The 26,888-nt window shown below is 45.4% G+C and carries 26 protein-coding genes; 7 read left to right on the top strand and 19 right to left on the bottom strand.

The annotated features are described in order from the left end of the window. Nucleotide 1: 1 nt before the first annotated feature. The 3 genes from HY807_06935 to HY807_06925 form a co-directional block, all read right to left on the bottom strand. Nucleotides 2-1,129: an efflux RND transporter periplasmic adaptor subunit gene (locus tag HY807_06935; protein MBI4826142.1), complete on the bottom strand. Its 1,128-nt coding sequence runs from the start codon at nucleotides 1,127-1,129 to the stop codon at nucleotides 2-4. A 178-nt stretch (nucleotides 1,130-1,307) separates the two neighbouring features. Next, nucleotides 1,308-2,633 (bottom strand): TolC family protein, encoded by a 1,326-nt coding sequence (locus tag HY807_06930; GenBank protein ID MBI4826141.1) that lies wholly within the window; start codon nucleotides 2,631-2,633, stop codon nucleotides 1,308-1,310. Nucleotides 2,634-2,645: 12 nt separating this feature from the next. Next, complete coding sequence (locus HY807_06925; protein MBI4826140.1) at nucleotides 2,646-3,035, bottom strand: FixH family protein; 390 nt, start codon at nucleotides 3,033-3,035, stop codon at nucleotides 2,646-2,648. Nucleotides 3,036-3,278: 243 nt separating this feature from the next. Between HY807_06925 and HY807_06920 the strand changes: the two genes are divergently transcribed. From HY807_06920 to HY807_06895, 6 genes are all read left to right on the top strand, one after another. After that, nucleotides 3,279-3,812 (top strand): cytochrome P460 family protein, encoded by a 534-nt coding sequence (locus tag HY807_06920; protein ID MBI4826139.1) that lies wholly within the window; start codon nucleotides 3,279-3,281, stop codon nucleotides 3,810-3,812. Nucleotides 3,813-3,929: 117 nt separating this feature from the next. Continuing rightward, a complete protein-coding gene (locus HY807_06915) occupies nucleotides 3,930-4,925 on the top strand; it encodes a copper oxidase (protein MBI4826138.1) in 996 nt (331 codons plus the stop codon). A gap of 71 nt (nucleotides 4,926-4,996) precedes the next feature. Further along, a complete protein-coding gene (locus HY807_06910; GenBank protein ID MBI4826137.1) occupies nucleotides 4,997-5,596 on the top strand; it encodes a hypothetical protein in 600 nt (199 codons plus the stop codon). Nucleotides 5,597-5,740: 144 nt separating this feature from the next. Further along, complete coding sequence (locus HY807_06905; protein ID MBI4826136.1) at nucleotides 5,741-6,658, top strand: hypothetical protein; 918 nt, start codon at nucleotides 5,741-5,743, stop codon at nucleotides 6,656-6,658. A gap of 33 nt (nucleotides 6,659-6,691) precedes the next feature. Next, nucleotides 6,692-7,093 carry a hypothetical protein gene (locus HY807_06900; protein ID MBI4826135.1) on the top strand — a complete coding sequence of 134 codons (402 nt, stop codon included), beginning with the start codon at nucleotides 6,692-6,694 and terminating at the stop codon, nucleotides 7,091-7,093. Between the two features lie 504 nt (nucleotides 7,094-7,597). Beyond that, nucleotides 7,598-8,110 carry a hypothetical protein gene (locus HY807_06895; GenBank protein ID MBI4826134.1) on the top strand — a complete coding sequence of 171 codons (513 nt, stop codon included), beginning with the start codon at nucleotides 7,598-7,600 and terminating at the stop codon, nucleotides 8,108-8,110. Nucleotides 8,111-8,368: 258 nt separating this feature from the next. Here the strand turns inward: HY807_06895 and HY807_06890 are convergent, their stop codons facing one another. The 5 genes from HY807_06890 to HY807_06870 form a co-directional block, all read right to left on the bottom strand. After that, on the bottom strand, nucleotides 8,369-8,995 hold the full coding sequence (locus HY807_06890; protein ID MBI4826133.1) for a DUF3800 domain-containing protein: 627 nt from the start codon (nucleotides 8,993-8,995) through the stop codon (nucleotides 8,369-8,371). Nucleotides 8,996-9,090: 95 nt separating this feature from the next. Next, the gene (locus tag HY807_06885; GenBank protein MBI4826132.1) at nucleotides 9,091-10,284 is read right to left on the bottom strand and encodes a 4Fe-4S binding protein; all 1,194 of its coding nucleotides are present in this window, start codon (nucleotides 10,282-10,284) and stop codon (nucleotides 9,091-9,093) included. Continuing rightward, complete coding sequence (locus HY807_06880) at nucleotides 10,275-11,057, bottom strand: electron transfer flavoprotein subunit beta/FixA family protein (GenBank protein ID MBI4826131.1); 783 nt, start codon at nucleotides 11,055-11,057, stop codon at nucleotides 10,275-10,277. The genes HY807_06885 and HY807_06880 overlap by 10 nt, the downstream gene beginning before the upstream one ends. Before the next feature lie 129 nt (nucleotides 11,058-11,186). Then, a complete protein-coding gene (locus tag HY807_06875; protein MBI4826130.1) occupies nucleotides 11,187-12,218 on the bottom strand; it encodes an ABC transporter permease in 1,032 nt (343 codons plus the stop codon). After that, entirely contained in the window at nucleotides 12,215-12,895 is a 681-nt protein-coding gene (locus tag HY807_06870) for an ABC transporter ATP-binding protein (protein ID MBI4826129.1), read from the bottom strand. Before HY807_06870 ends, HY807_06875 begins: the two co-directional genes overlap by 4 nt. A 410-nt stretch (nucleotides 12,896-13,305) precedes the next feature. Between HY807_06870 and HY807_06865 the strand changes: the two genes are divergently transcribed. Further along, entirely contained in the window at nucleotides 13,306-14,736 is a 1,431-nt protein-coding gene (locus HY807_06865) for an AsmA family protein (GenBank protein ID MBI4826128.1), read from the top strand. Between the two features lie 6 nt (nucleotides 14,737-14,742). Here HY807_06865 and HY807_06860 read toward each other — a convergent pair whose 3' ends face one another. From HY807_06860 to mutS, 11 genes are all read right to left on the bottom strand, one after another. Further along, nucleotides 14,743-15,900 carry an acyl-CoA dehydrogenase family protein gene (locus HY807_06860; protein MBI4826127.1) on the bottom strand — a complete coding sequence of 386 codons (1,158 nt, stop codon included), beginning with the start codon at nucleotides 15,898-15,900 and terminating at the stop codon, nucleotides 14,743-14,745. A 115-nt stretch (nucleotides 15,901-16,015) separates the two neighbouring features. Beyond that, on the bottom strand, nucleotides 16,016-16,993 hold the full coding sequence (locus HY807_06855) for a ketoacyl-ACP synthase III (GenBank protein MBI4826126.1): 978 nt from the start codon (nucleotides 16,991-16,993) through the stop codon (nucleotides 16,016-16,018). Beyond that, the gene (gene plsX / locus HY807_06850; protein MBI4826125.1) at nucleotides 16,983-18,011 is read right to left on the bottom strand and encodes a phosphate acyltransferase PlsX; all 1,029 of its coding nucleotides are present in this window, start codon (nucleotides 18,009-18,011) and stop codon (nucleotides 16,983-16,985) included. The genes HY807_06855 and plsX overlap by 11 nt, the downstream gene beginning before the upstream one ends. After that, on the bottom strand, nucleotides 18,008-18,199 hold the full coding sequence (gene rpmF, locus HY807_06845) for a 50S ribosomal protein L32 (protein MBI4826124.1): 192 nt from the start codon (nucleotides 18,197-18,199) through the stop codon (nucleotides 18,008-18,010). The genes plsX and rpmF overlap by 4 nt, the downstream gene beginning before the upstream one ends. A gap of 15 nt (nucleotides 18,200-18,214) precedes the next feature. Beyond that, complete coding sequence (locus HY807_06840) at nucleotides 18,215-18,724, bottom strand: DUF177 domain-containing protein (GenBank protein ID MBI4826123.1); 510 nt, start codon at nucleotides 18,722-18,724, stop codon at nucleotides 18,215-18,217. Nucleotides 18,725-18,780: 56 nt separating this feature from the next. Continuing rightward, complete coding sequence (nadC, locus tag HY807_06835) at nucleotides 18,781-19,644, bottom strand: carboxylating nicotinate-nucleotide diphosphorylase (protein ID MBI4826122.1); 864 nt, start codon at nucleotides 19,642-19,644, stop codon at nucleotides 18,781-18,783. After that, nucleotides 19,637-22,288 (bottom strand): valine--tRNA ligase, encoded by a 2,652-nt coding sequence (locus HY807_06830; GenBank protein ID MBI4826121.1) that lies wholly within the window; start codon nucleotides 22,286-22,288, stop codon nucleotides 19,637-19,639. The genes nadC and HY807_06830 overlap by 8 nt, the downstream gene beginning before the upstream one ends. A gap of 153 nt (nucleotides 22,289-22,441) precedes the next feature. Next, complete coding sequence (locus tag HY807_06825) at nucleotides 22,442-22,933, bottom strand: DUF3368 domain-containing protein (protein ID MBI4826120.1); 492 nt, start codon at nucleotides 22,931-22,933, stop codon at nucleotides 22,442-22,444. Next, entirely contained in the window at nucleotides 22,933-23,187 is a 255-nt protein-coding gene (locus HY807_06820) for a UPF0175 family protein (GenBank protein ID MBI4826119.1), read from the bottom strand. Before HY807_06820 ends, HY807_06825 begins: the two co-directional genes overlap by 1 nt. 310 nt (nucleotides 23,188-23,497) lie before the next feature. Beyond that, nucleotides 23,498-23,893: a PIN domain-containing protein gene (locus HY807_06815; GenBank protein ID MBI4826118.1), complete on the bottom strand. Its 396-nt coding sequence runs from the start codon at nucleotides 23,891-23,893 to the stop codon at nucleotides 23,498-23,500. A 341-nt stretch (nucleotides 23,894-24,234) separates the two neighbouring features. Continuing rightward, the gene (gene mutS / locus HY807_06810) at nucleotides 24,235-26,832 is read right to left on the bottom strand and encodes a DNA mismatch repair protein MutS (GenBank protein ID MBI4826117.1); all 2,598 of its coding nucleotides are present in this window, start codon (nucleotides 26,830-26,832) and stop codon (nucleotides 24,235-24,237) included. Between the last annotated feature and the right edge of the window lie 56 nt (nucleotides 26,833-26,888).

The following is a 26,888-nucleotide window of genomic DNA, read 5'->3' as shown; positions in this document are numbered from 1 at the left end:
ATTAGTGATCCATCTTTAGAGGAGATATACCCTTCAACTGCGCTTCAGAATCTATAAGGAATGTTGCAGAGGATGCGACCTTTTCTCCGGGCTTCAATCCCATCAATACCTCTGTAAAGCCGTCTGCTTTTACACCAGTCATTATCTCTCTCGGCTCAAATAGACCCTCGCCTTTATCAACATAAACAACCTGCCTCTTCCCTGTATCGATGATCGCGTCATCCGGAATAACAAGCTTGATCCCTGCATCTATCTTTATCTCAACATTCGTGAACATCTGCGGCTTGAGGTCTCCCTTATCATTCGGTATCTCAAAACGCACAGTAGCTGTCCTTGTCGCGCCTGCGATTGAGGGATATATGAAATTAATGACAGATTCAAATTCCTTTTCAGGGAAGCTGCTCAGAGTTATCTTTGCCTTCTGCCCTGTCTTCACAAACGGCAGTTCATACTCAAAGATATCTGCCAAGACCCAAAGCCTTGAAAGATCCGCTATATCAAAAAGCTTCTCACCCGGCATCACCCTCATTCCCTCTACAGCCATCTTCTCTATAACAACGCCGTTCGACGGACTGTATAAAGTAAGAGTCCTGAAAGGTTTGCCTGTTTCACGTATCTTATCTATCTGCTCGTCAGAGATATCCCATAGCTTCAGCCTATGCCTTGCAGCGTCAACCAACTTCAAGGCATCACTTGAAAGCAGGTCACTGACCTCCCCTTGCCCCCCCTTAGTAAGGGTGGGATTAGATGGGGTAGCCCACTTAACTAAATTCAGATATTCCATCTGTGTCGCGTAAAGTTCAGGGCTGTATATCTCTGCGAGCGGCTCGCCTTTTTTCACAGGGCGTCCGGTAGAGTTAATGTATAACTTCTCTATCCATCCCTCAAATTTTATGTTGACAGTAGAAAGCCTTCTTTCATCATACTCGATGCGGCCTACAGTTCGGATGGTCTTGCGGATAGATTTTACAGTGGCTTCAGTTACCCTGACACCAATCATCTGCTGCTGGTCCGAATCAATCTCAACGGCCGGAGCCTCATCAGAAGTTACAGTTTCAGCTTGAGGAGCCTGTCCTCCGCCATGTGCCGAATGATCCTGCTGAGCATATACTGCAATTGGAAGACACATTAATAATCCTGAAATTAAAAATGTTAAGTATTTTGTTTTCATAGTAAACCCCTCTGTTTTAATTCAATTATAAGGACATGAAAAATGACGTCCTGCAAATCTCCCCTCTCCCTTGAGAGGGGAGGGCAAGGGTGGGGGTGAATTTAATTTATTCCACCCTCTCCTTAATCCCCTCCCATCAAGGGAGGGGAGATATAGATGTGACCGTCGTTATCGCCTCAAGCCGAGCTATAGCCTTTTCTCTCTCTATGAACTGCTGCCAGTATAACGCCTCATAATCAATGCGGGACTTCAATCTGCTTATAACCGTCATCGCCTCGACCTTGCCGGATATATATCCTGAGAGAGAAGAATCAAAGTCTTGAGCAGTTTTCGGGATCAGGGCGTCTTTATATATCTCCATAAGTTTGGCTGAGCTGCTCAGCATCGAGTAGTTGTCTCTTATCGCGGATGATATCATTAATTGTATGGATTGCAGTTCAAGTTCTGCCTGTGAACGGCGGGCCTCAGCCTCAAGCAGAGCCTGTCTCTGTTTGGTCTTGTAGAAGAGCGGGATATTGATGGTTGTAGTGAGCCCCCACATGTCTTCATAATATTTGTTCTTGGCTGAATAATTTCCAGTGACCGTGAAGTCAGGATAAAACTCCTTTTCAGACATCTTTATCTTCGCCTCTGAAGCCTGGATCATCTTACTCTGCGCCTTTATTTCAGGGGAGTTATCCATAGCCGTATTTATGAGATCAACGAGAGTATAAGTAAATGAAGTTGGCATGACTTGCTGCGGCCTTCCGAGAGGTGAATTAACATCCCTGCCCAAAACAGCATTGAGCATTGCCTCCAGTGATTGTATCCTTTGTTTGAACATCTCCTCTTTCTCAAGGAGCATATACTTTTCAGTCTGCGCCATCAACACCTCTTGTTGAGGAGCCATGCCTGTGGAATATCTGGACAATGCGGCATCTTCGATACCTTTTAAAAGTGACGACTTCTCATTTAAAAGTTCAAGGTTTTTATATGCGAGGAAAAGATCATAGTAAAGTTCTTTCACCCTTGCGGTGGTCTTCAGACGGAGCGCATCAGTCATGGCCTTTATGCCCTCGGCGTCCTTTGAAGCCATATCCGCATTCAAAGCCAGTTTGCCCGGATAAGGGAGCATCTGCGAATAAGAGAACATCCATTTTGAATCAGCAGCCATCTCTTCATTAAATGTGTACAAGTCCCGCACCCCTTCGTTCTCATAGCCGAACATCAGCATGGGGTCAGGAAGGCTGCCTGCCTGCGGTATCCTGTAACCGGCAGACAACTCCTTTGTGCCGGAGATGAGGATATCATAGTTCTTCTTCTGTGCCTCGTCAATCAGATCAGAGAGGATTAATTCGTCAGCGAAAAGAGATGAAACAGTGAGGATTATGATGAAGAGCGCAAAAACCGGATATCTGAAAAAATCAAATCCCCCCTTGTGAAAAGGGGGGATGATCTTTGTATTTGCAGAATTCTGCCTCATTCGGTTTGAGCTTTATTGAGCGTCTATGCTGAACTTGACCTTGGATGTCTTTTCGCCTTTTGTTATCTTTACTAAAATATTCCATGAACCTGCCATAGAGAGGTTCATTTTTGCCTTATACTCATTCCCGTCTATAGTTGTATCTGTCTTATAGTTCATTGCCGGCATCCCGGGCATAGCGGGCATAGAGTATTCTACAACAACCTTCACATCAGTTACATAACTTCCTTTCATATCCTTTACTTTAATCCCAATATTATTGTCCCCGACAACAGGCGGATTTTTGTCAATACTCACCTCAACATTGTAATCAGCAGTTGTTTTCTTTACCTCGTAGTCCTTTGCATATGCCGCGCCGCAAATAAGCAGAATCCCGATCACAACCATTAAAAACTTTTTCATCTCTCTCATTATCCCCTCCATTAATTCTATACGGATTAGTTTACATTATTTAAACGCCTTGTCAAATTAATATTAATGTACCGCAGTGAATTAAATGTGAATTCATACACTCGTTGCATTGACAAGAAAACTGTGATATAAAATTCATACAACCCATCAAGTGAAAGGAGGTGACAGATTTAATTTTTCTCAGGCACTTTACCGTCTTTTTGAAAACCACTTTAAACCATACCGGGAGGAAACATGAAAAAAAACATTGTAATCGTATCACTTGCAGTATTAGTTGTTATTGCCGCATTTGCCGCTTATGCAGGGGATCCGGCACCTATAAAGGTAATTCCCTATGATTCAGTCTTTAAACATATGCCCTGGGCTGCAGGAGGTGATGTGCGCTATCACATTACAATACATAAACCATATACGAAGTGGGCTAAATGGCCGGGCAAGGGAGAAATGTATGCCGGCAAAGAACCACATGGTTCATTTCTTACGACTTATGTAAATGAAATTGCGCTTGATTCAATCAATAAAGCAGCCGGGATGTCGGATAACTCCATAATCGTAAAAGAAAACTACGACAGCAATAAACAGCTTGCAGCCGTTACAGTTATGTATAAAGTAAAAGGGTATAACCCGGCAGGCAACGATTGGTTCTGGGCAAAATATGATCCTAAGTTCAACATACTCGCAGAGGGAAAAGCTGAGGATTGTATAAAATGCCATACCTCTGCAAAAGACAATGATTATATCTTTACAGGCAAGGTGACGGGGAAATAAATCTGCTGCTTAACCCTAACGATCTGAAAATCCCCGCTGCAAGGCGGGGATTTTCATTTTCAGGATAAAAAGTGAAATAAGCAAAGAAGAATTTGAGGAAAAGAAAGAGAGGACTAAATGAAACGCATATTGATTATGGCGCTCCTGATCTCAGCCTTGGCTGCTTCAACCAGCTTCGCCCATATGGAACATGGAATGATGAAGGATATGGAGGAGAAGAAGGCGGAACCATCTGAGGCTGAGGTTAAGGAATTTACACTTGTGGCAAAGGAGATTTTATGGGAGATATTGCCGGGGGTCAAAGTTAAGGCTGTAACTTTTAATGGTCAGATACCGGGATCTGAGATAAGGGTTAAGGAAGGTGACCATGTCAGGATAAAGGTTATTAATCAACTAAAAGAATCAACCGCCGTTCACTGGCATGGCCTGGAAATCCCATATGATATGGACGGGGTTCCCGGAGTAACACAGGAAGCAATTCTTCCGGGGAAGGAGTTTACTTATGAATTCATTGCAAAACCCGCAGGGATAAGGTTTTACCATTCCCATTATAAAGAGGCTTCGCAGATGACAAATGCCATGCACGGGGCGTTCATTATTGACCCTGTAGAGGAACTCCCTGAAAATCACAATATCCTTTTTATTACGGAGTGGAGCAAGAATAAAGACGCGCATACCATGGAGACTGATTACTACACGCTTAATGGGAAGTCTTTCCCCGCGACTGAAAATATCATGGTGAAGAAAGGTGAAAGAGTAAGGATTACATTTATTAGTATGGGGGCGCAGATACACCCCATGCATCTTCATGGCCATCAGTTCTTAATAGTTGCAAAAGACGGAAACCCCGTACCTGCTCCTATGCAGGAAAAAAGGAATGTGCTGCCTCTGCTTCCAGGAGAATCCTATGATATTGAGTTTATAGCTGATAACCCAGGGGTTTGGGCGCTCCACTGCCATGAGCCTCACCATGTAATGAATGGCGAAACAGAGCCTGGCGGTTTGATTATGCTGATAGTTTATGAAGGTTATGAGGCCATTGCTGAGAAGGCAAAAGGGCTTATGCCGACAGAAAAAGTGAAGACGGAAGACACTGTGCCAATGCAGCATTAAGAAAGACCACAGAAAGTTATAAGCTCATAATTCATTCAGAATCTAAGCCTTCTTATTAATGCATTGACATAATGAAGATGATTAGAAAATTCCACTCACAAATAGTCTTCACATCGATCGGTATTGTGGCCGGATACCTTATGTTTCATCCATATACAATGCTTGTGGATTTTATCATGAATACCCATCCCGGCAAAACAGGAAGCCTTTCAGGGCAGAGTATCTTTAACCTTATCCTGACTACCCTTAAACCAGTGATGTTTCCAATGGCGGTCTCGTTCGCTTTTTTTGGAGGAATTACCGGTCTTCTGATCGGAATAATAGCAGACAGAAAAAAACGCCTATATGCTCTTGAACTCGAAAATGAGAAAAAGAAAACAGCGCTGGATACACTCCACAGGCTCATGGTCACACTGTCTCATTATCTTCTTAATGCCAATACCGTAATCGGAGGAATGGCAAGAAGAAGCAGGCGGAATGAAGCCGATTTGCAAGCCTCTCTTGATATCATAGAGGAAGAGGCTAAAAAGATAGATGCGGTTATACGGTCTTTAAAAGAAATCACTGAGATAAGAACTGCCGATTACACAACAACAGGTAAAGACCTGATGATAGATATTGCCAAAAATATCGAAGATCACCTGAGGAAATCTCAAAATGGATTGCCTTGAGCATATAAGGAATATGACCCAGGTGGAAACTTTATCAAAACCAATTCATTATTTCTTCACTCCTCATTATTATTATAGAAACGTAAAACTGGTTTAGGCATGAGGTTGGTAGATTTTATTAATAAGATCTAAAGGAGATATAAAATGAACAGAGATAGGAAGTTCAGCGGGGAGATAATTTCATTAACATTATTTATTGCGTCGCTCGTTCTGTTTATCGGATGTGGCGGTGGCGGCGGAGGGGCTTCTGTAACCACCACTACGGGGACAGGAACTGTCAGCGGGACTGCTATCAAAGGCCCAGTCTCAGGGGCAACAGTTACGGCATTTAATATGAACTCTAACGGGACAAGAGGCGTACAGATAGGCTCTGACGTGACAGACACGCAGGGTAATTTCTCGATGAATTTGGGAAACCATTCAGGGCCGCTAATGCTGCAGATGACCGGCGGTAGCTACATTGACGAAGCAACCGAAACTACTATGAATATGAGTGCAGGCAACATTATGACAGCCGTGGTGCCCTCCATGACAGCCGGGGAGAATGTGACCAATATTCAGATGACCCCTATTTCTTCAATGGCTCAGCAAATGGCACAGAATATGGTTGGAGGTATGACCGAGGCCAACATTACTCAGGCTAACAGCATGATGGGACAATACTTCAGCGTGAACGATATCCTGCATACGATTCCTATGAACCCGCTTACAAATGGCTCGGGGGCCGCTGCCACACAGGATGAAAGAAACTATGGCATGGCCATAGCCGCAATGTCGCAGTACGCTGATACGATAGGAATGCCTAATTCTTCAGGTATGGTCACAGCAATGATGAACGATGCATTTGACGGAATGATGAACGGGATAATGGGCGGAAACCAGATAATAATGGGAGGGGGCATGATGGGAGGAAACATGATGCAGGCTAACGCGGGCACTTCAGGACTGTCGGCTGCTATGCTGACATTTATGCAGTCCGGGCAGAACCATTCGGGCCTCACAGTCCAGGACATGCAGGCTCTCATGAATAATCTGAGCATTTCAAACGGCATAATCCAGTAATCAGGAGAGCTTAACAATTATAAGGAGGTCAAAATGAAACGTTTATTTACAGCGATGATCTTGATTGCAGGATTGTCAGCAACTTATGCTTTCGCCCAGATGGGCGGAGGGCACGGCGGCGGCATGATGGACGACATGAAGCATGAAAACATGATGGGTAACACGTCGGGCATGATGAGCCATAAAGATATGACAGGCAGCATGATGGACATGATGCATCAGATGTCGGAGATGATGCATGATATGGGCGAGAAGATGGAAAATATGCCGAAAGAAAATATGCACAATATGTCCGGCATGATGAGAGATATGTGTTCCCAGATGAGCAAGATGTCAGAGACGATGGATGCAGGCATGGCAACTGAGCAGGAGATGAATGAAATGAATCATAGAATGCAGGATATGCAGAAAAAGATGTCTGATACGATGAAGTAATGGATATAGCTGTTGCTAACCTTTTGGGCTGGATCGTCCCGAGTTATCAGGGAGTCCAGCCCCTTTTTATTTTCGTAATGTAAAATAATCAGGAAGGTTAAGAATGCATATCTTATTACATTTTCTCATTCCGGCAATTGTAGTTGGCTTCTTCTTTCGGCGCGATTGGAAATCAGCTTATCCGGTCATGGCATCCACAATGCTCATTGACATCGACCATCTTATAGCAAGTCCGATCTATGATCCCGCCCGCTGCAGTATCGGTTTCCACCCTTTACATGGTTTGTTGCCCATATCACTATATGTGTCACTGTGCTTCTTCCCAAAGACACGTTATATCGGCATCGGGTTAGTAATTCATATGGTTCTTGATTCATTAGACTGTCAATTAAGCAATGGTGTTTGGTTTGTTTGATTTGTGCTTGTATTTTGCCAATTCATACAACTATACTTTTCTTATTCCAGAAAATACGGACAACTGTCTAAGTTGTTAGGCACAGGAGAATGATGCTAGATGATAATGAAATTGTAATTCCATTAAGCAAGATAAAAATCGGACTGCTTATTCTTGGTGCAGCAGCTTTTGTAGTTATTGGCATCAGGATATTGAATTTACCGGATGTAAAAGCCAACGTTATCGGACTCTTGGGTATGGGATTCTTTGGTTTAATTCTCGTCTGGGGAATTCGCAAATTATTTGATAACTCACCAGGCTTAATCATTAATTCTGAAGGTATAGTAGACAATGCAAGTGGCGTTGCAGCCGGAAAAGTGCTTTGGTCAGATATCACCGAAATCACAGTTTCCGGGCGTTATCCCAGTAAGTTTTTGACGATACATGTGCTCAATCCAAAAATATATATAGCAAGAGGAAATTCTCTTCAACGCCTCACAAATAAGGCCAACTTTTGGATAACTGGAAGTCCTATCAATATCTCCTCAAACGCCTTAAGTATGAGATTTAAAAATCTTGAAGCGATATTGAGAGAGAATTTTAAACGGTATAAGGGCAACTAACCAAATACGTTACAAGAAATTAACTCAAATCCCTTTTACTTCTTTAATCTTCTTAGTCAACATAGGAACAACTTCAAAGAGGTCGCCGACAAAACATAAACAGCTAAAACACTTGACACAATATATCACTCTATTGGATAATTGAATTACAAAGACCTGATCTCCGAACTGTCACCGTACGGTGTGCGTTCGTGGGCAACCTCACGATAGGAATCGGGGCGCACTAAAAACCTGGCCATGTGTCAGGTTTTTTTGTTTTCACCTTCCGAACTCCCAGATATCCTCGATCCTGTTACTGATAATATCAATATAGACAGAAGAGTCTGCCTTATCAGAACTATATTTCCTATTGATGGCGCCTGTCACCATATCAGCAAGCTGAATCAATACATTTCTCTTGGAATCTACAAACCTTAAATCATGAATCACTTTATCGTTAACTGCTTTGTGAAGATTAAGCTCTCTCTTAAGGTAAGAAGACAACGCCCTCTTGAAATTTCTGTCACCGCGTCCATCGATACGGAGTCGGGCATTATTAATCGTTCCACCATGATATTTCAGGACTGTCTTTATAGCATAGTTATAAAATGATTCCTTGGAAGCTCTCAATTCCTTACCATAAATCCTGTTCTTCTGCATTACAATAGCTCTTGCTCTAAAATGAGCGCCTTTAACAGTCTCAAGAAATCTGCATCTAAAATCTTTACGGCATTTATTGAATTTAAATTCGAACGTATCAGAAAGCCTTAATTCTCTTCTGAGTTTCTTTATCCTCAGAGCAGTCTCCTCAGCCTCAAGCGGATCATCAAATACCACCATTCCTATCACAAAGGTATTTGAAGAGCCTTTACTGACCTTAAAGCCAGGATCGCCGGAATCATCCATAAATACAAGCATAAGGGATTTTACATAATTGAAGAGAAATCAGAAAGCTAAGAAATTAACTTGAGTGAGAATTTAAAAAGGAGAAAGGAAGGGCCTTAAATCCCCTTAACTTCTTTAATCTTCTTGGTCAACATGGGAACAACTTCAAAGAGGTCTCCGACAATTCCGTAAGTTGCAACATTGAAGATCGGGGCATCGTGGTTCTTATTAATAGCGATAATGATATCAGATGACTGCATGCCGACAAGGTGCTGGACCGCTCCTGATATGCCGCATGCAATATAAATCTTGGGGCAGACGGTCTTGCCTGTCTGGCCTACCTGATGGCTGTAAGATATCCATCCTTCATCAACAGGAGCCCTTGAAGCTCCGACCACACCATCAAGCGCCTCAGCAAGCTCTTCAAGCATCTTAAATCCTTCCTTGCCGACTCCCCTGCCGCCTGCTACTATGATCTCAGCCTCATGTATATTGACCGACAGACCGGACTCCTCTTTTACGGAGTTGATGACCTTTGTCCTTGACGGGATATTGCCATGATCGATATTAATTACCTCGCCCGCCCTGCCCGGCACATGCTCTCCCCTCTTCATGACACGCGGCCTGACGGTTGCCATCTGAGGCCTGTGGTTAGGGGTGAGTATGGTTGCCATGATATTCCCGCCGAAAGCCGGCCTCACCTGAAGCAGGTTCTTTGTCTCTTTATCTATCTCAAGAGAGGTGCAGTCAGCAGTAAGCCCTGTTCTTAAACGCGCTGCAACACGCGGGAGGAATGACCTTCCGATAGGCGTTGCTCCTGCAAGCACAACCGCAGGTTTATATTTATCAATATGTTTGGAAAGAATTATCGAGTATGGTTCATCGTTGAATTTATTAAATGCCGCGTCATTGCAGTGGTATACCTTATCAGCGCCCCACTCTATCAACTCCTTGGCAGCAGATGCATCAGCGCCAAGAAGGATAGCAGAAAGTCCTTCGCCAAGATCATCAGCAAGCTTTCTGCCGACGCCGAGAAGTTCAAAAGCTACAGAGGCAAGTTCACCATCGCGCTGCTCTGCAAAGACCAGCACACCTGAATATGCGGTAAGGTCCTTTGCCGCAACCTCATCACCAGCCTCTTTCTTCTCTGATATCGCGCCTTCAGGACAGGCGGACATACACATGCCGCAGAGCTGACAGAATTCAGTGATAAATGCCTTTCCGTCCTTCATCACGATTGAATCATATGGGCATGTGTTTATGCACTCACCGCACGCTGTGCATTTATCACGATTGACTACTATATACACTTGACACCTCTCATCTCATCAACCAGCGCCTTGACCTGCTCATCGGCAGAACCTTCAAACATCCTTCTGTCAGCCTTTATCTCAGGAGCAAAGATGCTCTTGACCTGTGTTGGCGAGCCTTTAAGCCCGAGGTCAGCTTCTTCTATCCCGATATCAAGCCTGTTCATCTTCTTTATCTCAGCCTTCTTGGCAGCCATCTTGCCCTTGAGAGAAGGCATTCTCGGAATATTCAATTCCTTGACAGTTGTAAGCAGCACGGGAAGCGATGACTCAACAACATCATAACCCTCATCCATGAGGCGCTGCACCCTGATATAACCGTCTTTTATCTCTTCGATCTTCCTGATATAAGCGATGTGAGGGATGTCAAGAAATTCAGCCATCTCAGGGCCGACCTGCGCAGTGTCTCCGTCAATGGCCTGCTTGCCGCAGAGAATAATATCAGCCCCGATCTTTTTAACAGCGCCGGCAAGCGCGTATGCCGTCGCCCATGTATCAGCTCCGGCAAATGCCCTGTCAGAAAGAAGCACAGCCTCATTCACTCCCAGAGAAATAACTTCTCTCAGCGCATCTTCTGCCTGCGGAGGGCCCATTGTGAGCGCTACTACCTCGCCGCCGACCTGATCCCTGATCTGAATCCCTGCCTCTATCGCATTGAGGTCAAAGGGGTTGATAATGCTCGGCACTCCTTCCCTGATAAGAGTATTGGTCTCAGGATTTATCTTAACGTCAGCAGTGTCAGGAACCTGTTTAATACATACAACGATCTTCAAGTTTTCAACCTTTCTGATTTCATACTATGTGCGGCAAATAAATTAGAAATATTTGGTTGTTATTATACGAATTTAAGCTGAAGTGTGTAAAGAGGATAAATAAATTCAGTACACATACGATGTTAAGACTTACATCAGCCAGCGTTTTTTCATCAGCAGATATGAGAATAAAAAGGTTAAAAGTCCTACGATGAGAAGATATATCCATTCAAAAGAGAGGTTTGATATTCTACCATCCTCTAAGAGTATCGATCTTATAGGCTCATAAAACTGATAGGAAGGCAGAAAAGGAGCAACAGCGGTTAATTTTTGTGAAAAATCCGATAACGCGGAAGGAAGCAGATGCGGCAGATAGAATATAACACCTAAAGTTCTGGCGCTCGCCTGATTGCGGCATAAAAAACCCAATAATATCCCGTATGAGCTGAAACAGAAACTGCCAATCAGTATGAATGGAATATAGCTCAAGCCGTTACCAAGGTCAAACTGACCCAGCAGGTGGAGGAATATGACCGCAGTGATTATTAAAATCATGCCTAAAAACAATTTGGCAATAAGCCACTCAATTTCGCGCATGGGGGTTTGTAAAAGAGCAAGAAGTAATTTTTTTTCTTTTTCTTCGGCAACCTGTGCAGGCATTATAATGAAGCTTACGAGTAAAACTAACATCAGTATCCAGGTAGGCAGAGTCTGTTTTTGAATCCCGCCTTTCTGAATCGGCTGAATATCAGATAGCCAGTTTATGCTATTGCCTTCTGCTGCTTTTTGTAATGCTGAAAAGGTCTCGACAATCGAAAGTGTCAGCAGGGACTCCTTTTTTAAAACAACAAGGACTAAACTCTTTTCTTCTTTTACAGATCGTATCAACAGGCCGTCTATCTTTTTTTCTTTTAACCATCTTTTGCCTTCTTCCTCATTAGAAACGCGGGATACTGTAAATAAACTATCGGCTGCTTCAATGGCCTGAATAATATCAGGGGCATACATCTCATTTTGAATAAGTCCGATATTGATCTTTTTAAAGTTTGTATCTGCCATATCAACTAACTTCAAAGAGAAAAAAACAAAGAAAGGAATAAAGAGGATGAGAAAGAATGTCTTATTCTTTAATGCAATGGCCAGATCATTCAGAGTTAATGTGATTATATTTCTTATCATCATTGATATAGCTTTTCATGAATTTCTGACTGGAAATATTGTTGGGGTGAGCCATCAAAGACAATAGAGCCCTGATGCAGGACAATGATGCGTGTTGCAAGGGTCTTTATCTCTTCAGGCCGGTGGGATGTAAAGATGATAGTTTTTCCTGAAGCATGAAAATCTTTCATCAATCTATAAATCTCTTTCGTCATATCAAAGTCTATGCCAGATGTGGGTTCATCAAAAAGAAGCACCGGCGGATCTGATAAAAGAGCGCGCCCTATACTGACTCTCTGTCTTAGCCCTTTTGACAGGACCTGTATCTTGTTGTTACGAAAAGGCAGCAGATCGAATTCCTTCAGGATCTCTTCTATCCGCACAAAAGGGACTCCAAAAAGACCGGCAAACAGTTTGAGGTTATATTCAACAGAAAAGAGATCAAAGAGATTAGGGGTTTCCGGCACAAAACCGATCTTCCTCACAACATCCAATCTGTTCTTCAGGTCGATGCCGTCCACTAAGACATGTCCGCTGTCGGGAAGGTGCCAGCTGGCTAACATCTTCAAAAGAGTGGATTTGCCAGCTCCGTTGTGGCCGACGAGGGCAATAAGCTCCCCTTTCTCAACCTCAAAACTGGCTGGCAGAAGCCCTCTTTTTTCTTTATATATTTTTGTGATATTTTGGATCTCTATCTGCATAAAATATTTTTATGATATTAGACTAAAACAACTGACGTCCAAATGGTTTTAGTAACAGGCAACATAGCAATCAAGAACATTGGCATGGAGGGATGGCAACGAATGACTTCATCAGACGTTGTCATCCCTCAGAAGATAAGACAACATGACCAATGGTAATATAAGACTTCTGCATAAGATTCTTATGTTCTCTGAACTAAATAAACGATGACATAGACTAAAACTATTACGGCCAAAACTCCGATGACAAAATCCATTTCACCCTCCTTTCTTAAACTTTGTTTGCTAAGTGAATAATAACAACCACTAAAACGACAAGTACCACAACTGAAATCAGTAATCCCATTTCACCCTCCTTTTTATTTATCATAGCATATATTTTTTTCGCCTTACAGTGTAAAATTTCTACAATGAATGCAACGATAAAAAAAGTCCTTTATGTCATTGGCGGCAACTGCGCAGCACTTGTTCTCGCGGCAGTTATTTTCACCCTCACCTTTGACATAAATTACTACAAACCGCGCATCGAGGACGCTGTTTCAGACGCGACAGGACTGGATGTCAGTATCAAAGGAATGATGAACTTCTCTTTCTTTCCCTTCGGCGTATCGGCAAAAGACATACATATCACCAACAACGGAAGTGATATTCTTTCTCTCGACAACCTGAAGCTGGGTGCTGAGCTGATGCCGTTGCTGAAGAAGCAGCTTAAAGTCACCAGTTGCGAGATTGTAAAACCGGTTATCACAATCGTAAAGCATCCCGATGGAAAATATAATTTTGAAAGTTCTGAAAAGAAACCGGATCATGTGCAGCCGGGAGCAGCCTTCAGTTTGAATGAACTCAAGCTGTCCAAAGGTTTATTTGTCTATCTTGACGAGAAGACAGGTGAAAAGACGGAGTTAAAAGATTTTAATCTTTCTATTAAAGGGCTCACGATAAAAGATACCGCATCTGAAATCATAAAGAACACCTCGTTCACAGGAAACTTTGACAGCAAGAAGGTAGAGAATAATAACCTCATCATCGACAATGTCAAGAGTGATATAAATGCGCAGAAAGGTGTGTTCTACCTGATGCCGATTACCATGGACATCTTCGGCGGTAAGGCTGAAGGAGATGTTACGGCAGATATGTCAGCAGCCGATACTGCATATAAGATCAATTTGAAGGTATCAAAGCTGGACTTTGAAAAACTGCAGGAGTCTTTCGGCGCAAAAAAGGTAATCGGCGGAAAGGGTGATCTTGACGCTTCGATAACGATTAAAGAGAAAACAGATCGTAATTTGATGAGCGGCATGGACGGTTCTTTTTCTCTCAGAGGTGAGAATCTCATCATTTACACTATGGACCTTGATAAGGTTCTCTCAAAATATGAAACGAGCCAGAAGGTCGATCTCGTGGATATAGGCGCTTTCTTCATAGCAGGCCCTCTCGGCAACGCTGCTCTCAAGGGATACCGTTACGGTGATGTTTACGTCAATGCGCAGGGAGGAAAAGGCGCTATCACACAGTTGATCTCAAACTGGAATATCAGAGACGGTGCGGCAGACGCTGAAGACGTAGCCCTTGCGACGCAGCATAACCGGCTTGCGCTTAAAGGCAGGCTCGATCTTGTCAGAGAACGGTATGAAGATGTAAGTGTGGCGCTTCTTGATGACAAGGGATGCGCTAAATTCAAACAAAGGATCAGCGGCCCATTTGATAATCCCGAAATCGGCGCGGTTAGCGCTGTTAAGTCCATTGCCGAACCGATCTTCGACCTCTTCAGAAAGGCTAAAAGCTTTGTTCAGGGCGGCAGATGCGATGTATTCTATAACGGCGCTGTGCTGCAGCCGTGAACCTGACTACTTCTTCTTATTCGTCTCTTTTACCAGAGCCTGTCCGATAACATTGCGCTGTATCTGGTTCGTGCCTTCATATATCTGGAGTATCTTCGCGTCGCGCATCATCTTCTCAACAGGATACTCTTTCATATATCCGGAACCGCCCATGACCTGAACGGCGTCAACTGTCACCCTCATCGCAACGTCACTTGCAAAGAGCTTTGCCATTGCAGAGACCTTGCTTATATCCTTTTCACCGCCGTCAATGTGCCTTGCCACTGAATAGACAAGCGAACGTGCGGCCTCTATCTCTGTTGCCATATTCGCGAGCATGTGCTGGATCGCCTGGAAGCTGCTTATCGCCTGGCCGAACTGCCTCCTCTCAACGGCAAATGCAAGAGCAGCATCAAGCGCGCCCTGCGCAACACCGACACCCTGCGCCCCGACTCCGTTCCTTGCGATATCAAGGGTCTTCATGGCGATTATAAAGCCCATACCCTCTTTTCCTATGATGTTCTCTTCCGGTATACGGCAGTTGTCAAAGACAAGCTCCCTTGTGGACGAAGCCCTTATGCCGAGCTTGTTCTCCTTCTTCCCGTAAGTGAAGCCTTTGGTGCCATGCTCAACAATGAACATAGACGCGCCGCGCGTGCCCTTGCTCTTGTTGGTCATCGCAACGACTGTATTGACCTCAGCCTCTCCGCCGTTAGTGATCCACTGTTTCGTGCCGTTAAGCACATATTCATTTCCTTCTTTGACCGCTGTTGTCTGAACACCTGCGGCATCGCTGCCGGCGTTGGCCTCGGTAAGCGCAAAAGCAACCATCCTCTTGCCCGCCGCTATTGCAGGAAGGAACTTCTTCTTCTGCTCATCAGAACCGTTAAGGATTATCGGGAGAAAACCAAGCGCGTTTGCTGAATAGGAAGTCGCAACACCAAGGCACGCCCTGCTGAGTTCCTCGATAGCTATCGCAAGCTCAAGAGATCCCTTGCCGAGCCCTCCGTATTCCTCGGGAATGAAAAGCCCGAAGAGGTCTGACTGCGCAAGCACCTTCATTATCTCCCACGGGAACTCTTCCTTCTCATCAAGCTCCGACCTGACAGGAACTATCTTCTCCTCTGCGATACGGCGCGTAAGGTCCCTGATCATCTCCTGCTCTTCATTCAAAAAATAGTTCATTAAATTTCCTCCGCAAAATTCAGATGTATATAGTGCATATAATAAAGATACAAACGTGTATAGTTTATATCATTTCAGTCAGATACTTCCACAATTATTTGAAGTGATGATCAGCCTACCACCTGATCAATGATGATGCCCATGTAAGACCGCTGCCGAAGGCCTCAAGCAAAATATAATCGCCCTCTTTTATCCTGTTGCTTCTGAGCGCCTCATCAAGGGCTATGGGGATGGAGGCGCTTGAGGTATTGCCGTATTTTTCAAGATTGACGAATACTTTATCCATAGAGAGGCCGAGCCTCTTGGCGGTTGCCTGTATGATCCTGATGTTCGCCTGATGCGGTATGAGCAGAGAGAGCTGGGAAGCCTTTATCTTGTCAGCCTCAAGTGTATCAATGACCAGCTGCTCCAGGGTTTTGACCGCGACCCTGAAGGTCTCATTGCCCTTCATTTGTATATAGTGAAGTTTCTTCTTTACGCTCGCTTCTGTGGGAGGATGCTGTGAACCTCCGCCGGGAATAGTTATGAGGTCCCATAATTCGCCGTTAGAGAAAAGGCGGGTTGATAATATCCCGTGCTTGCCTGTAGTCGGCTCCATCACAACAGCGCCTGCGCCGTCAGCAAAGATAACGCATGTTGACCTGTCCTCCCAGTCAAGGAATCTCGAGTTGACCTCAGCGCTGACAAGGAGAAGTTTTTTGGATGTCTTGCTTCTTATGAAGCTGTCAGCAACTGAAAGCCCGTAAAGAAAACCGCTGCATGCGGCATTAATATCAAAAGACGCCGCGTTCTTCGCGCCGAGCTTGCCCTGAAGTATAGAGGCGGTGGAAGGCATAGGCATATCGCCGCTCATAGTCGTGACTATTATCATGTCGATATCAGAGGGCTTCAGCCCCGCGCTCTTGAGCGCTATCTTTGAAGCCTTGAGGCATAGATCGGAAGTGACCTCATCCTTGCTTACGATATGCCGCTCTTTTATGCCCGTCCGTTCCGTGATCCACTCGTCAGATGTGTCAACCATCTTCTCAAGCTGAAAATTGGTGAGGACTTTTTCAGGCAGGTATGAACCTGTTCCGGTGATCCTACTCCGCAGAGGCAAGCTTCTCCTCCCTGGAGATCCTGGAACTGAATTCTTGTGATATGAGATCAGATACGCCGGTGTTGTAATATTCTGCCGCGACTATTATCGCGTTCTTTATAGCCTTGGCGCTTGAACGGCCGTGGCTGATGATGCAGGGTTTGTTCAGCCCCAATAGCGGGGCGCCGCCGTATTCGGCATAGTGTGTCTTCTTTTTGAATTTGGCAAATACACCTTTCATAAAAAGATAGCCTATCCTGCCTGACAGGCTGATAGATATCTCGTGCTGCAGCATCTTGGATATCGCCTCAGCAAGGCCTTCGCTTATCTTAAGTGCTATATTGCCGACAAAGCCGTCGCATACCACAACATCGGCCTCGCCCTTGTATATCTCCTTGCCCTCTACATTCCCGATAAAATTAAAATTTGAATTCTTCAGGAGCTTGAAAGACTCTTTTGTCAGTTCGTTCCCCTTTGCGTCCTCTTCGCCGATACCAAGCAGCCCGACCTTCGGGTTCTCTATATGAAAGACCTTCCTCATATAAGCCTCACCCATGATCGCAAACTGGTAAAGATTAAGAGGGTCGCAGTCAACATTGGCGCCTGCATCGATAAGCAGAAAAAAATTTCCCTTTAACGCGGGCATAATGGTTGCAATTGCAGGCCTGTCAACTCCGGGGATCTTGCCAAGCTTGAAAAGCGCTGTCGCCATGACAACTCCGGAATTACCCGCGCTTACCATGGCATCTGCCTCTCCGTCCCTTACAAGCTCAAGAGCGACACTGATCGATGAATCCTTTTTGCGCCTGACCGCAGTCATAGGGGGTTCGCCCATTCCTACGACCTGCGAAGCGTGTTTGATGATTATCCGTTCGGAACTGAATTTTCTCTTCGCAATCTCTCTGCCCAGTTCATCTTTGTCGCCGACAAGCAGCACTGTGAGGTCTTTACACTCTCTGACCGCCTCTACTGCTCCCTGAACTGTTGTGGCAGGGGCGTGGTCACCGCCCATTGCGTCAAGGGATATCCTCATGCAAGTTCTTTTTCAACTACTTCAATTATTTTCTTGCCCTTGTATTTACCGCAGCTCTGACAGACCCTGTGAGGGAGAGTAGGCTCCTGGCATTCAGGACAAAGAGCGATACTGGACAGTGTCAGCTTCCAGTTGGCGCGTCTTTTGTCTCTTCTGGCTTTACTGTGTCTGGATGTTGGATTTGGCATTTTATACTCCTTTCATTATTTTAATCTATTCTTCAGCTCGCTGAGCTTGGCTAATCTCGGGTCAACTTCCTCTTCTCTGCATGTGCATGACCCGGTATTGAGGTCTTTGCCGCATTTGGGGCAGAGCCCCCTGCAGTCAGGTTTGCATAAAAGCTTTATGGGAACCTGCAGGAGCATCTGCTCCTTGATAAGTTCTTTAACATCTATTTCATCGTTGCTGTAATATCCGATATCCAGTTCGTCACTGCCGAGTTCATGCTCGCTGGCACGGGCGATCTCGGTATCAGGCACATACTCATCCGTGAAATCCACTTCCATGGAATAAGGGAAATCTTCCAGGCAGCGGCTGCACGACAGCGTTGCCGTCATGCCGGCATGCCCTTCGACAACGACACTGGCCCCGTACTTCATGACCCTCATACTTACATGAACGGCCTTCTCTATTCCGCCCTCCTCAAGAGAGATCGGAATATCAAACTCTTTTTCCAACCCTTCGGAAGGTATGTCAGATACAAGGATCTTCATTGCAACGCCTATAAAATAAAAGTGGTATTAATTATATTGTCTGCTTCAGCTGATTGTCAACGAGGCAGGACCTTCATGCTAATGTCAGCGGCATGCGCGGAATGAGTGAGGGCGCCTACTGATATGAGGTCCACACCGGCTGCGGCCACTGAATTTACATTCTCTAAATTGATGCCGCCTGATGCTTCTATGATGGTTTCAGGTTTTTTTGAACGTATTAAATCTACCGCTTTTTGCATATTATGGAGCGGCATATTATCAAGCATTATGATATCCGCCCCGGCTGATAATGCCGCCCTGACTTCAGTGATATTCCTTGTTTCAACCTCTATCTTTAATGACTTGCCCGCATTCAGCCTCGCAAGCTCAACCGCCCTGCTCACTCCTCCGGCGGCATCGATATGATTGTCCTTTATCAGTACGGCGTCAAAGAGGCCGAAGCGGTGATTCTGCCCTCCGCCTGTCCTTACGGCATATTTGTCAAAGAACCTCAGCCCCGGCGCTGTCTTTCTGGTATCCACTATCCTGGCCTTGTGCCGCTTCACAGCTTGCACATACCTGTCTGTGAGCGTGGCTATGCCTGACATGCGCTGAAGAAGGTTCAAAGCTACACGCTCACCCATGAGTATGCTCGAGGTGTCTCCGCTTACCTTTGCAAATGCGGTTCCCTTTTTCAGCCTGCTCCCTTCTTTTTTAATAACGCTGAACTTAACACCTGGATCTAATAGTTCAAACGTCCTTTTAGCAAAAGGCAGCCCGGCGATTATACAGTTCTCCTTGGCGATAAAGACAGCTTTTGTTTTATGCCCTTCTGGTATAACAGCAGATGTTGTCACATCACCAGAGCCGATATCCTCATTAAGCGCGTTCCTGATGAGAACATCAATATTATCCGAATTCTTTTTTAAACCATTAGCCATCAGACTTCTTTAACTCTTTAAGTTTATTGATATTCTCTTTTATTAAATCTATTTTATTCTTTAGTTCAGCGTGGTTAGCTTTATTTTCCTCAACGACTGCATCAGGCGCCTTTCTGACAAATCCCTCATTCGAAAGCTTCTTATCAATAAAGGCCAATGATTCCTGTACCTTGGCCATCTCCTTACTCAACCTGCCTATCTCAGCATCAATATCAAACAAGCCCTTGAGCGGGACATATATCTCCATGGACGGCCTTATTGAAGTTGCCGCTCCTTCGGGCGATACAATATCATCTCCGGTCTCAATATCAGCCTTTGCAAGTTTTGTTATATAAGTTATGTTCTCATCTATCACAGCCTTTGCGCCTTCCATAGTCCTGATCATCGCCGTAAGCTGAAGGTTCGGTGAGAGGTTGAGTTCGCCCCTTATATTCCTTATGCCTGTGACCGCATCCATTATCACCTTCATCTTTCTTTCAGCCTCTGTATCCGGGATGCCGTCCCCGGTTGCCGGATAACTGCTGATGCAGATGCTCTCTTTCTTGTTTTTCACACTCAAATCCTGCCAGAGTTCCTCTGTGAGAAAAGGCATGATCGGGTGCATAAGCCTCAGAGTTGCCTCAAAGGTGTGAACAAGGACACTGACCGCTGAGTTCTTCGATTCGATATCATCACTGTAGAGTTCAGGCTTTATCATCTCCACATACCAGTCGCAAAGCTCATGCCAAACGAACTGATAAAGTATGCCTGCTGAATCATTGAACCTGTACTCGTCAAGCAATCTGTTCACCTCATCGCTCACAGCAGAGACCCGGCTCAATATCCACCTGCTCGGGAGGCTGAGGTTATTTAGTTCTTTAACAGGCGATATGACGGTCTCATCATTGATGTTCATCGATATGAACCTCGAAACATTCCATATCTTGTTTATGAAGTTTCTGTAGCCTTCAACCTTCTTCTTTGAGAACTTTATATCCCTGCCCTGCGCTGCGTATGCCGCAAGCGTAAAGCGCACCGCATCCGTTCCGAATTCGCCTGTCAGTTCAAGAGGGTCAACAACATTACCCTTGGACTTGCTCATCTTCTTGCCTTCTTCATCCCTGATGAGCGCGTGGATGTATGTGTGCCTGAACGGCTCCTTGCCCATGAACTTATTTCCCATCATGATCATGCGGGCTACCCAGAAGAAGAGAATGTCAAAACCTGTTATCAGAACATCTGTGGGATAAAATGTATTAAGGTCATCAGTATTATCAGGCCAGCCGAGTGTTGAGAATGGCCAGAGCGCTGACGAGAACCATGTATCAAGCACATCCTCATCCTGCTTCAGCTTTGCGCTTCCGCACTTACACTGTGCAGGAGTATCAGCTGATACGATAACCTCATTACAGTCCATGCAGTACCAGACAGGTATGCGGTGTCCCCACCATATCTGCCTTGATATGCACCAGTCCTTGATATTCTCCATCCAGTCGAAATAGCTGTTCTCCCAGCCTGAAGGGATGATCTTTACACTGCCGTCCTTAACAGACCTTATCGCTTCTTCAGCAAGAGGCTTTATCTTTACGAACCACTGCTTTGAGAGAAACGGCTCAACAACCGTCCTGCACCTGTAGCAGTGGCCTATCGCATGGCCGTGATCCTTGACCATCTCAAGATGGCCCGCGGCTTCAAGGTCTTTGAGAACATTCTTCCTGCACTCAAACCTGTCCTGCCCCTTGTAAGGGCCAGCCTCCTGAGACATGCTGCCGTCGCCGTTGAGGATATTAATGAACTGAAGGCCATGCCTCTGTCCCATATCAAAGTCATTCGGGTCATGCGCAGGCGTAACCTTTACCGCGCCTGTGCCGAATGATGAATCAACAAACTCATCCGCTATGATAATTATCTCTCTGCCGATTATCGGAAGCCTCACCTTTCTGCCGATGAGCTTCATATACCGTGCGTCATCAGGATTAACAGCTACGGCGGTATCGCCGAGGAATGTCTCAGGCCTTGTGGTAGCTACAACAAGATGACCTTCTTCCCCGACGAGGTCATACCTTATGTAATAGAGCTTCCCCTGCCTGTCCTCGTGCTCGACCTCAAGGTCAGAGAGCGCTGTATGACATCTCGGGCACCAGTTGATAAGATACTCTCCCCTGTAAATAAGGCCTTCTTCATAGAGCCTGATAAAGACCTCCCTTACAGCTTTTGAGAGTCCTGCATCAAGGGTAAACCTCTCCCTGCTCCAGTCGCATGACGCGCCCATGCCCTTGAGCTGGCTGATTATCCTGTCGCCGTGAAGCTTCTTCCACTCCCATACTTTCTCAATGAACTTCTCGCGCCCGAGCGCGTGCCTGTTAGTGCCGTGCTTCACAAGGTCTTTCTCAACGACATTCTGCGTTGCGATGCCGGCGTGGTCAGTGCCGGGAAGCCAGAGGGTATTGAAGCCTGACATGCGCTTCCACCTTATCATTATGTCCTGAAGCGTTATATCAAGCGCATGGCCCATATGGAGAGAGCCGGTGACATTCGGCGGCGGAATGACGATGCAATATGACGGCTTGTCGCTCTTTGACTCGGCCGTGAAGTATCCCTTCTCAAGCCATTCCTTATACCACTTCTTTTCAACATCTTCAGGGTTATATCTTTTATCTATCATGGTTAGTTTCCTTTAATATATGGCTCTAAAACCTATAGCAGAATACCAAAAAAAGCTTAATATAATAACATTAAAATATCAATAAGGCTTGGGGGAGAATTAAAGTTGAGGCATAAAGGATGACAGCATTATCATGTGGATATTTTTCTCTATCTATATCTCGTTGGCTTTTTTTAAGGCAAACTGGACAATGTCGTCATGTATCCAGTACCCGCTGTTACGAATTTTATCAAGAGCATCTCCAACGTTGTCGAGGCTCCCCTTTTTCTTTGCTTCAACAAGCACACGGGCTGTGCCGATTACCCGAAGACCGAATATATCACGGGCAATCTTTCTTGCTTTACGTTCATCTATGAGCAGATAATCTGCTCTCATCTCACGGGCGAGCTGAATAACTGACGCCTCACCCTTATCAAGAACATTTTGCAGCAATGAATCTATCGGGGCAGATAAAGATTGAACCTGAATCCATGATGCCTTCCCGTAGGATTGAAGGCCATGACCTGAAGTCCCGCCATCGAGTAATTCCTTATGAACAGCATCAGGAACAATAACCTGCTGAAACATTGTCTGAAGAATATCAAGGCGGTCAATGAGGGCGAGGGCGATAATAGGGCCGGTATTTGATATCAGACGGCCTGTCATTACTCTATATCTGAAAACTCGGCATCAAGCTCTTCCTGATCCCATTGAACAGCGTTTGCGCCATAGCGGGGACAGCCAAGCAGAAAAGCAACTCGTGATATGCCGGCCATTGCAGATGCCTGACCTGAGGTCAACCGTCCTAACTCATACAGTTTTACTGCAAGCGCTGTTTTAGCTTCCTGCTCAAAAGTCTCAGGACTAAGGTTGAGGGTGGCAAGGACAGATTCAGGATAATTTATTGATAATGTTTTCATAGATACCTCCACATCTTACAGCTATATAAATAGCATAACATATTGTTTTTATCAATCTGGTGAATTACAGCGGGGGCATTGCAAGCTGCACTCTCTTCATTGCTACCCTGCTTAAGTCACCTACTTTTGGTCCTGTTTTAGGAGGGGAGCTGAAAAACTACTTATCCTTAGCGAAGCGGAACCCGGAGTAGCGGCTCCTGAGGTTGACCCGGTCGCCGCCCACGTATTTGTCACGACACCTTTCCGCCCTTATCCGAAAGCCTTCTCTTTATCTCATACAGCTTGTTAAGCGCATCGATCGGAGTCATGCTCACCCGAATAGTTCTATCTTAAGGAAACGTTTTATATCCTTGAAATGTTTATCAAGAGTGAAGAGTCTGCATCGGTGTTCATCTGTAATCATGGCAATATAACAGTCTATAAGATGTACTGTAATGCCTTTTCTCTTCATCTGAAATGAAAGCCTTCCTGCTTTCTCCCATGTTTCATTCTGCTGGTCAAGAATCGTGAAGGCGCCGATGAATTCCCCGATAACCACGACTTCCTGCTCAGATTTGGCGCCCTGCATGAGTTCGGCTATGACCACCTTCGGCACACAGATCTCTGCAACAGTCAGGAGATCGTCCACCCGCTCAACCAATGCAGTATCAGATGCCTTGAAGTAGGCGATCCAGACGGAAGTGTCAATCAGTATCTTATCTCTCACGATGCCTTATCTCATCAGCGGTCATATCGAACTTCAGTTTACCTTTCATGGAACGTATCTTTTAGATCTTCTTTATTCTAAGGTAATCTTCAACCGCTATCCTTACCGCAGATGCCTTGCTTCTGGTCTTTGTCTCTTTGATCAGAGCATCAAGAACATCCTTTTCTATCGTAACTGTTGCACGCATAATTCCCTCCTTGTTGTGCATATCTTATGCACCATTATATCATAAGCATTGCACAAGACAACCCTTATAGCCCCTCCCCTTAAACTAAGACCAACAGGTGCTTTAAGCAGGCGGAAACAGGAATTAGAGGAAAAAGCTAATTTCACGACACCTTTCAACCCTTATCCGAAAGCCTTCTCTTTATCTCATACAGCTTGTTAAGCGCATCGATCGGCGTCATGCTCATGACGTCAAGCCCGAGTATTTCTTTCATTACAGGGTCTGCCTGTGTGGTGAAGAGGTCAAGCTGTCCGACGGAACTTTTTTTAGAGCGATCAGCGTCAGATGAATATGCGAGCTTCGGCGCGCCGAGTTCGTTCAGCTCCGACTTCTCAAGGTTTGAGAGTATCTCTTTCGCCCTTGTAATAGCATCTTGCGGAAGCCCCGCAAGCCTCGCTACCTGTATGCCGTAGCTCTTGTCAGCCGGGCCTTCTTCTATTTTTCTCAAAAAGATTATCTCTTCGCCCCACTCTTTTACTGCGACATTGAGGTTCTTTATCCCGTCTAAAACTATAGAGAGTTCCGTGAGTTCATTGTAATGCGTCGCAAAGAGAGTTCTTGAATGAAGCCTGTTCGCTATGTACTCAACAACAGCCCACGCGATGCTTATGCCGTCAAATGTGCTCGTTCCCCTGCCGACCTCATCGAGGATGATAAGGCTTTTGTCAGTCGCGTTATTGAGTATGTTAGCGGTCTCAAGCATCTCAAGCATGAATGTGCTCTGGCCTTTTGTTATCACATCAGATGCGCCTATCCTCGTGAATATCCTGTCAACAACGCCTATCCTTGCTGAAGCGGCAGGGACATAGCTGCCCATCTGCGCCATAAGCACTATGAGCGCCACCTGCCTCATATATGTTGACTTGCCAGCCATGTTCGGGCCGGTTATTATCAGAACATTGTTCGCGCCGTTATCAAGCAGTACGTCATTGGGAACAAACCTCTCATCAGACGCGAGCCTTTCGATCACAGGATGCCTGCCGTCAGTTATCTCTATCCTGTCGCCTTCATCAACAACGGGACACTCATAGCTGTATTTTTTGGCAACACGCGCCAGAGAGTAAAGCACATCAAGCTCGGCTATGGCTGAAGAGCTCTTCTGAAGCCGGGCTACCTCTTTCGCAGCCTCATTCCTTATCTCAACAAAGAGGTCATACTCCAGCACCTTGAGCCTCTCTTCAGCGCCTAAAATCTTTGTCTCATACTCCTTCAGCTCAGGCGTTATGAACCTCTCGCCGCCAACCAGCGTCTGCTTTCTTATATAGTGTTCAGGAACCTGCGGGAGGTTTGTATTTGTGACCTCTATGAAGTAGCCGAATATCCTGTTAAAGCCCACCTTGAGAGATGAGATGCCGGTCTTCTCCCTCTCGCTCTTCTGAAGCGTTACGATAAAATCCTTGACGCTTCCGCTTATTTCCCGCAGTTCATCTATGCCGGCGTTATAGCCGTGCTTGATAAGCCCGCCGTCCCTCATGCTCATTGGCGCGTCTTCATTAATGGCATTATCGATCAATGACATCAGCTCACCGAGTTCATCAATGTTTGCTGAAAGAACCGCCATTCTCTTATTGCTGATACTGCCGATAACTTCCTTCAGTTCGGGAAAACTCTTCAGAGAAGACTTCAGCGCAGTAAGGTCGCGCGCATTGGCGCTTTCATTATTTATTTTGGAAGCTATCCTCTCGATGTCCGCTGTTCTGTCAAGAAGATTATGTATCTGAGAAAGCTTCGCCCCGCTTTCTAAAAGCGCGCCGACAGCACCCTGCCTCATCTTTATCTCATCAGGGCTGAGAAGCGGATTCACGATCCATGTCCTCAGGAGCCTGCCTCCCATCGGAGTGAGCGTCTCGTCAAGCACGCCTAACAGGCTGCCCTCAATGTCACCGCTCTTCATATTTTTTGTTATTTCAAGGTTCCTCTGCGTTGCTGCATCAAGCAGCATACATGAGTCGCGTCTCAGCACGCTTAATTTACTGAATGAGACAGCATCCTTCTGTGTCTCCTCAAGGTAGTTCATCAGTGCGCCGGCTGCTGATATTGCAACGATCATACCCTCGCATCCGTAGCCTTCAAGAGATGCCACATTCAAATGTTTCAGGAGCTTCCTGTACGCCTCTATATAATCAAAGTACCAGTCATCGTAAGGCGTGAGGTAGTAATCATCAAGGCTGGTTCCTACAGTTGCGCTGTCCTTTAAGCCCAGAGGATAAAGCACTTCCTTCGGCTGGAACCTGTTTATCTCATCTTCCAGATTGTCAAAGGTCTCATAAAGAAAGAACTCGCCTGTTGTGATGTCAGCGACTGCTATGCCGAAGATGCTCTCTTTTTGAAAGAATGACAGGATATAATTGTTCTCTTTCGGATTATCAGCATGAAATGTCCCCGGAGTGATGACCTTTACAACCTCTCTGTTCACGATACCCTTTGCGTCCTTGGCATCCTCGACCTGCTCGCATACAGCGACCTTATGGCCTGCATTGATCAGCTTTGCTATGTAATTGTCAGCCGCGAAGTGAGGAATGCCGCACATCGGCATCTTAGCGTCCTTGCCCGCGCTTCTGGCGGTGAGGGTTATCTGAAGTATCTTTGATGCTATGACAGCGTCCTGGCCGAACATCTCATAGAAATCCCCGAGGCGGAAGAATAATATCGCGTCAGGATGATTGCGCTTGACCTGCTGATATTGTTTCATTAAAGGGGTAAGTTCAGACATAATTTAAGCCTTTCGGGACGATGAATTATAGCATAATCAAATTGTTAGGATAATCC

The organism is Nitrospirota bacterium, assembly GCA_016207885.1.
Taxonomy (GTDB): Bacteria; Nitrospirota; Thermodesulfovibrionia; order UBA6902; family UBA6902; genus JACQZG01.
The sequence above is the reverse complement of the archived record's forward strand: the minus strand, read 5'-3'. Positions and strand labels throughout refer to the sequence as shown.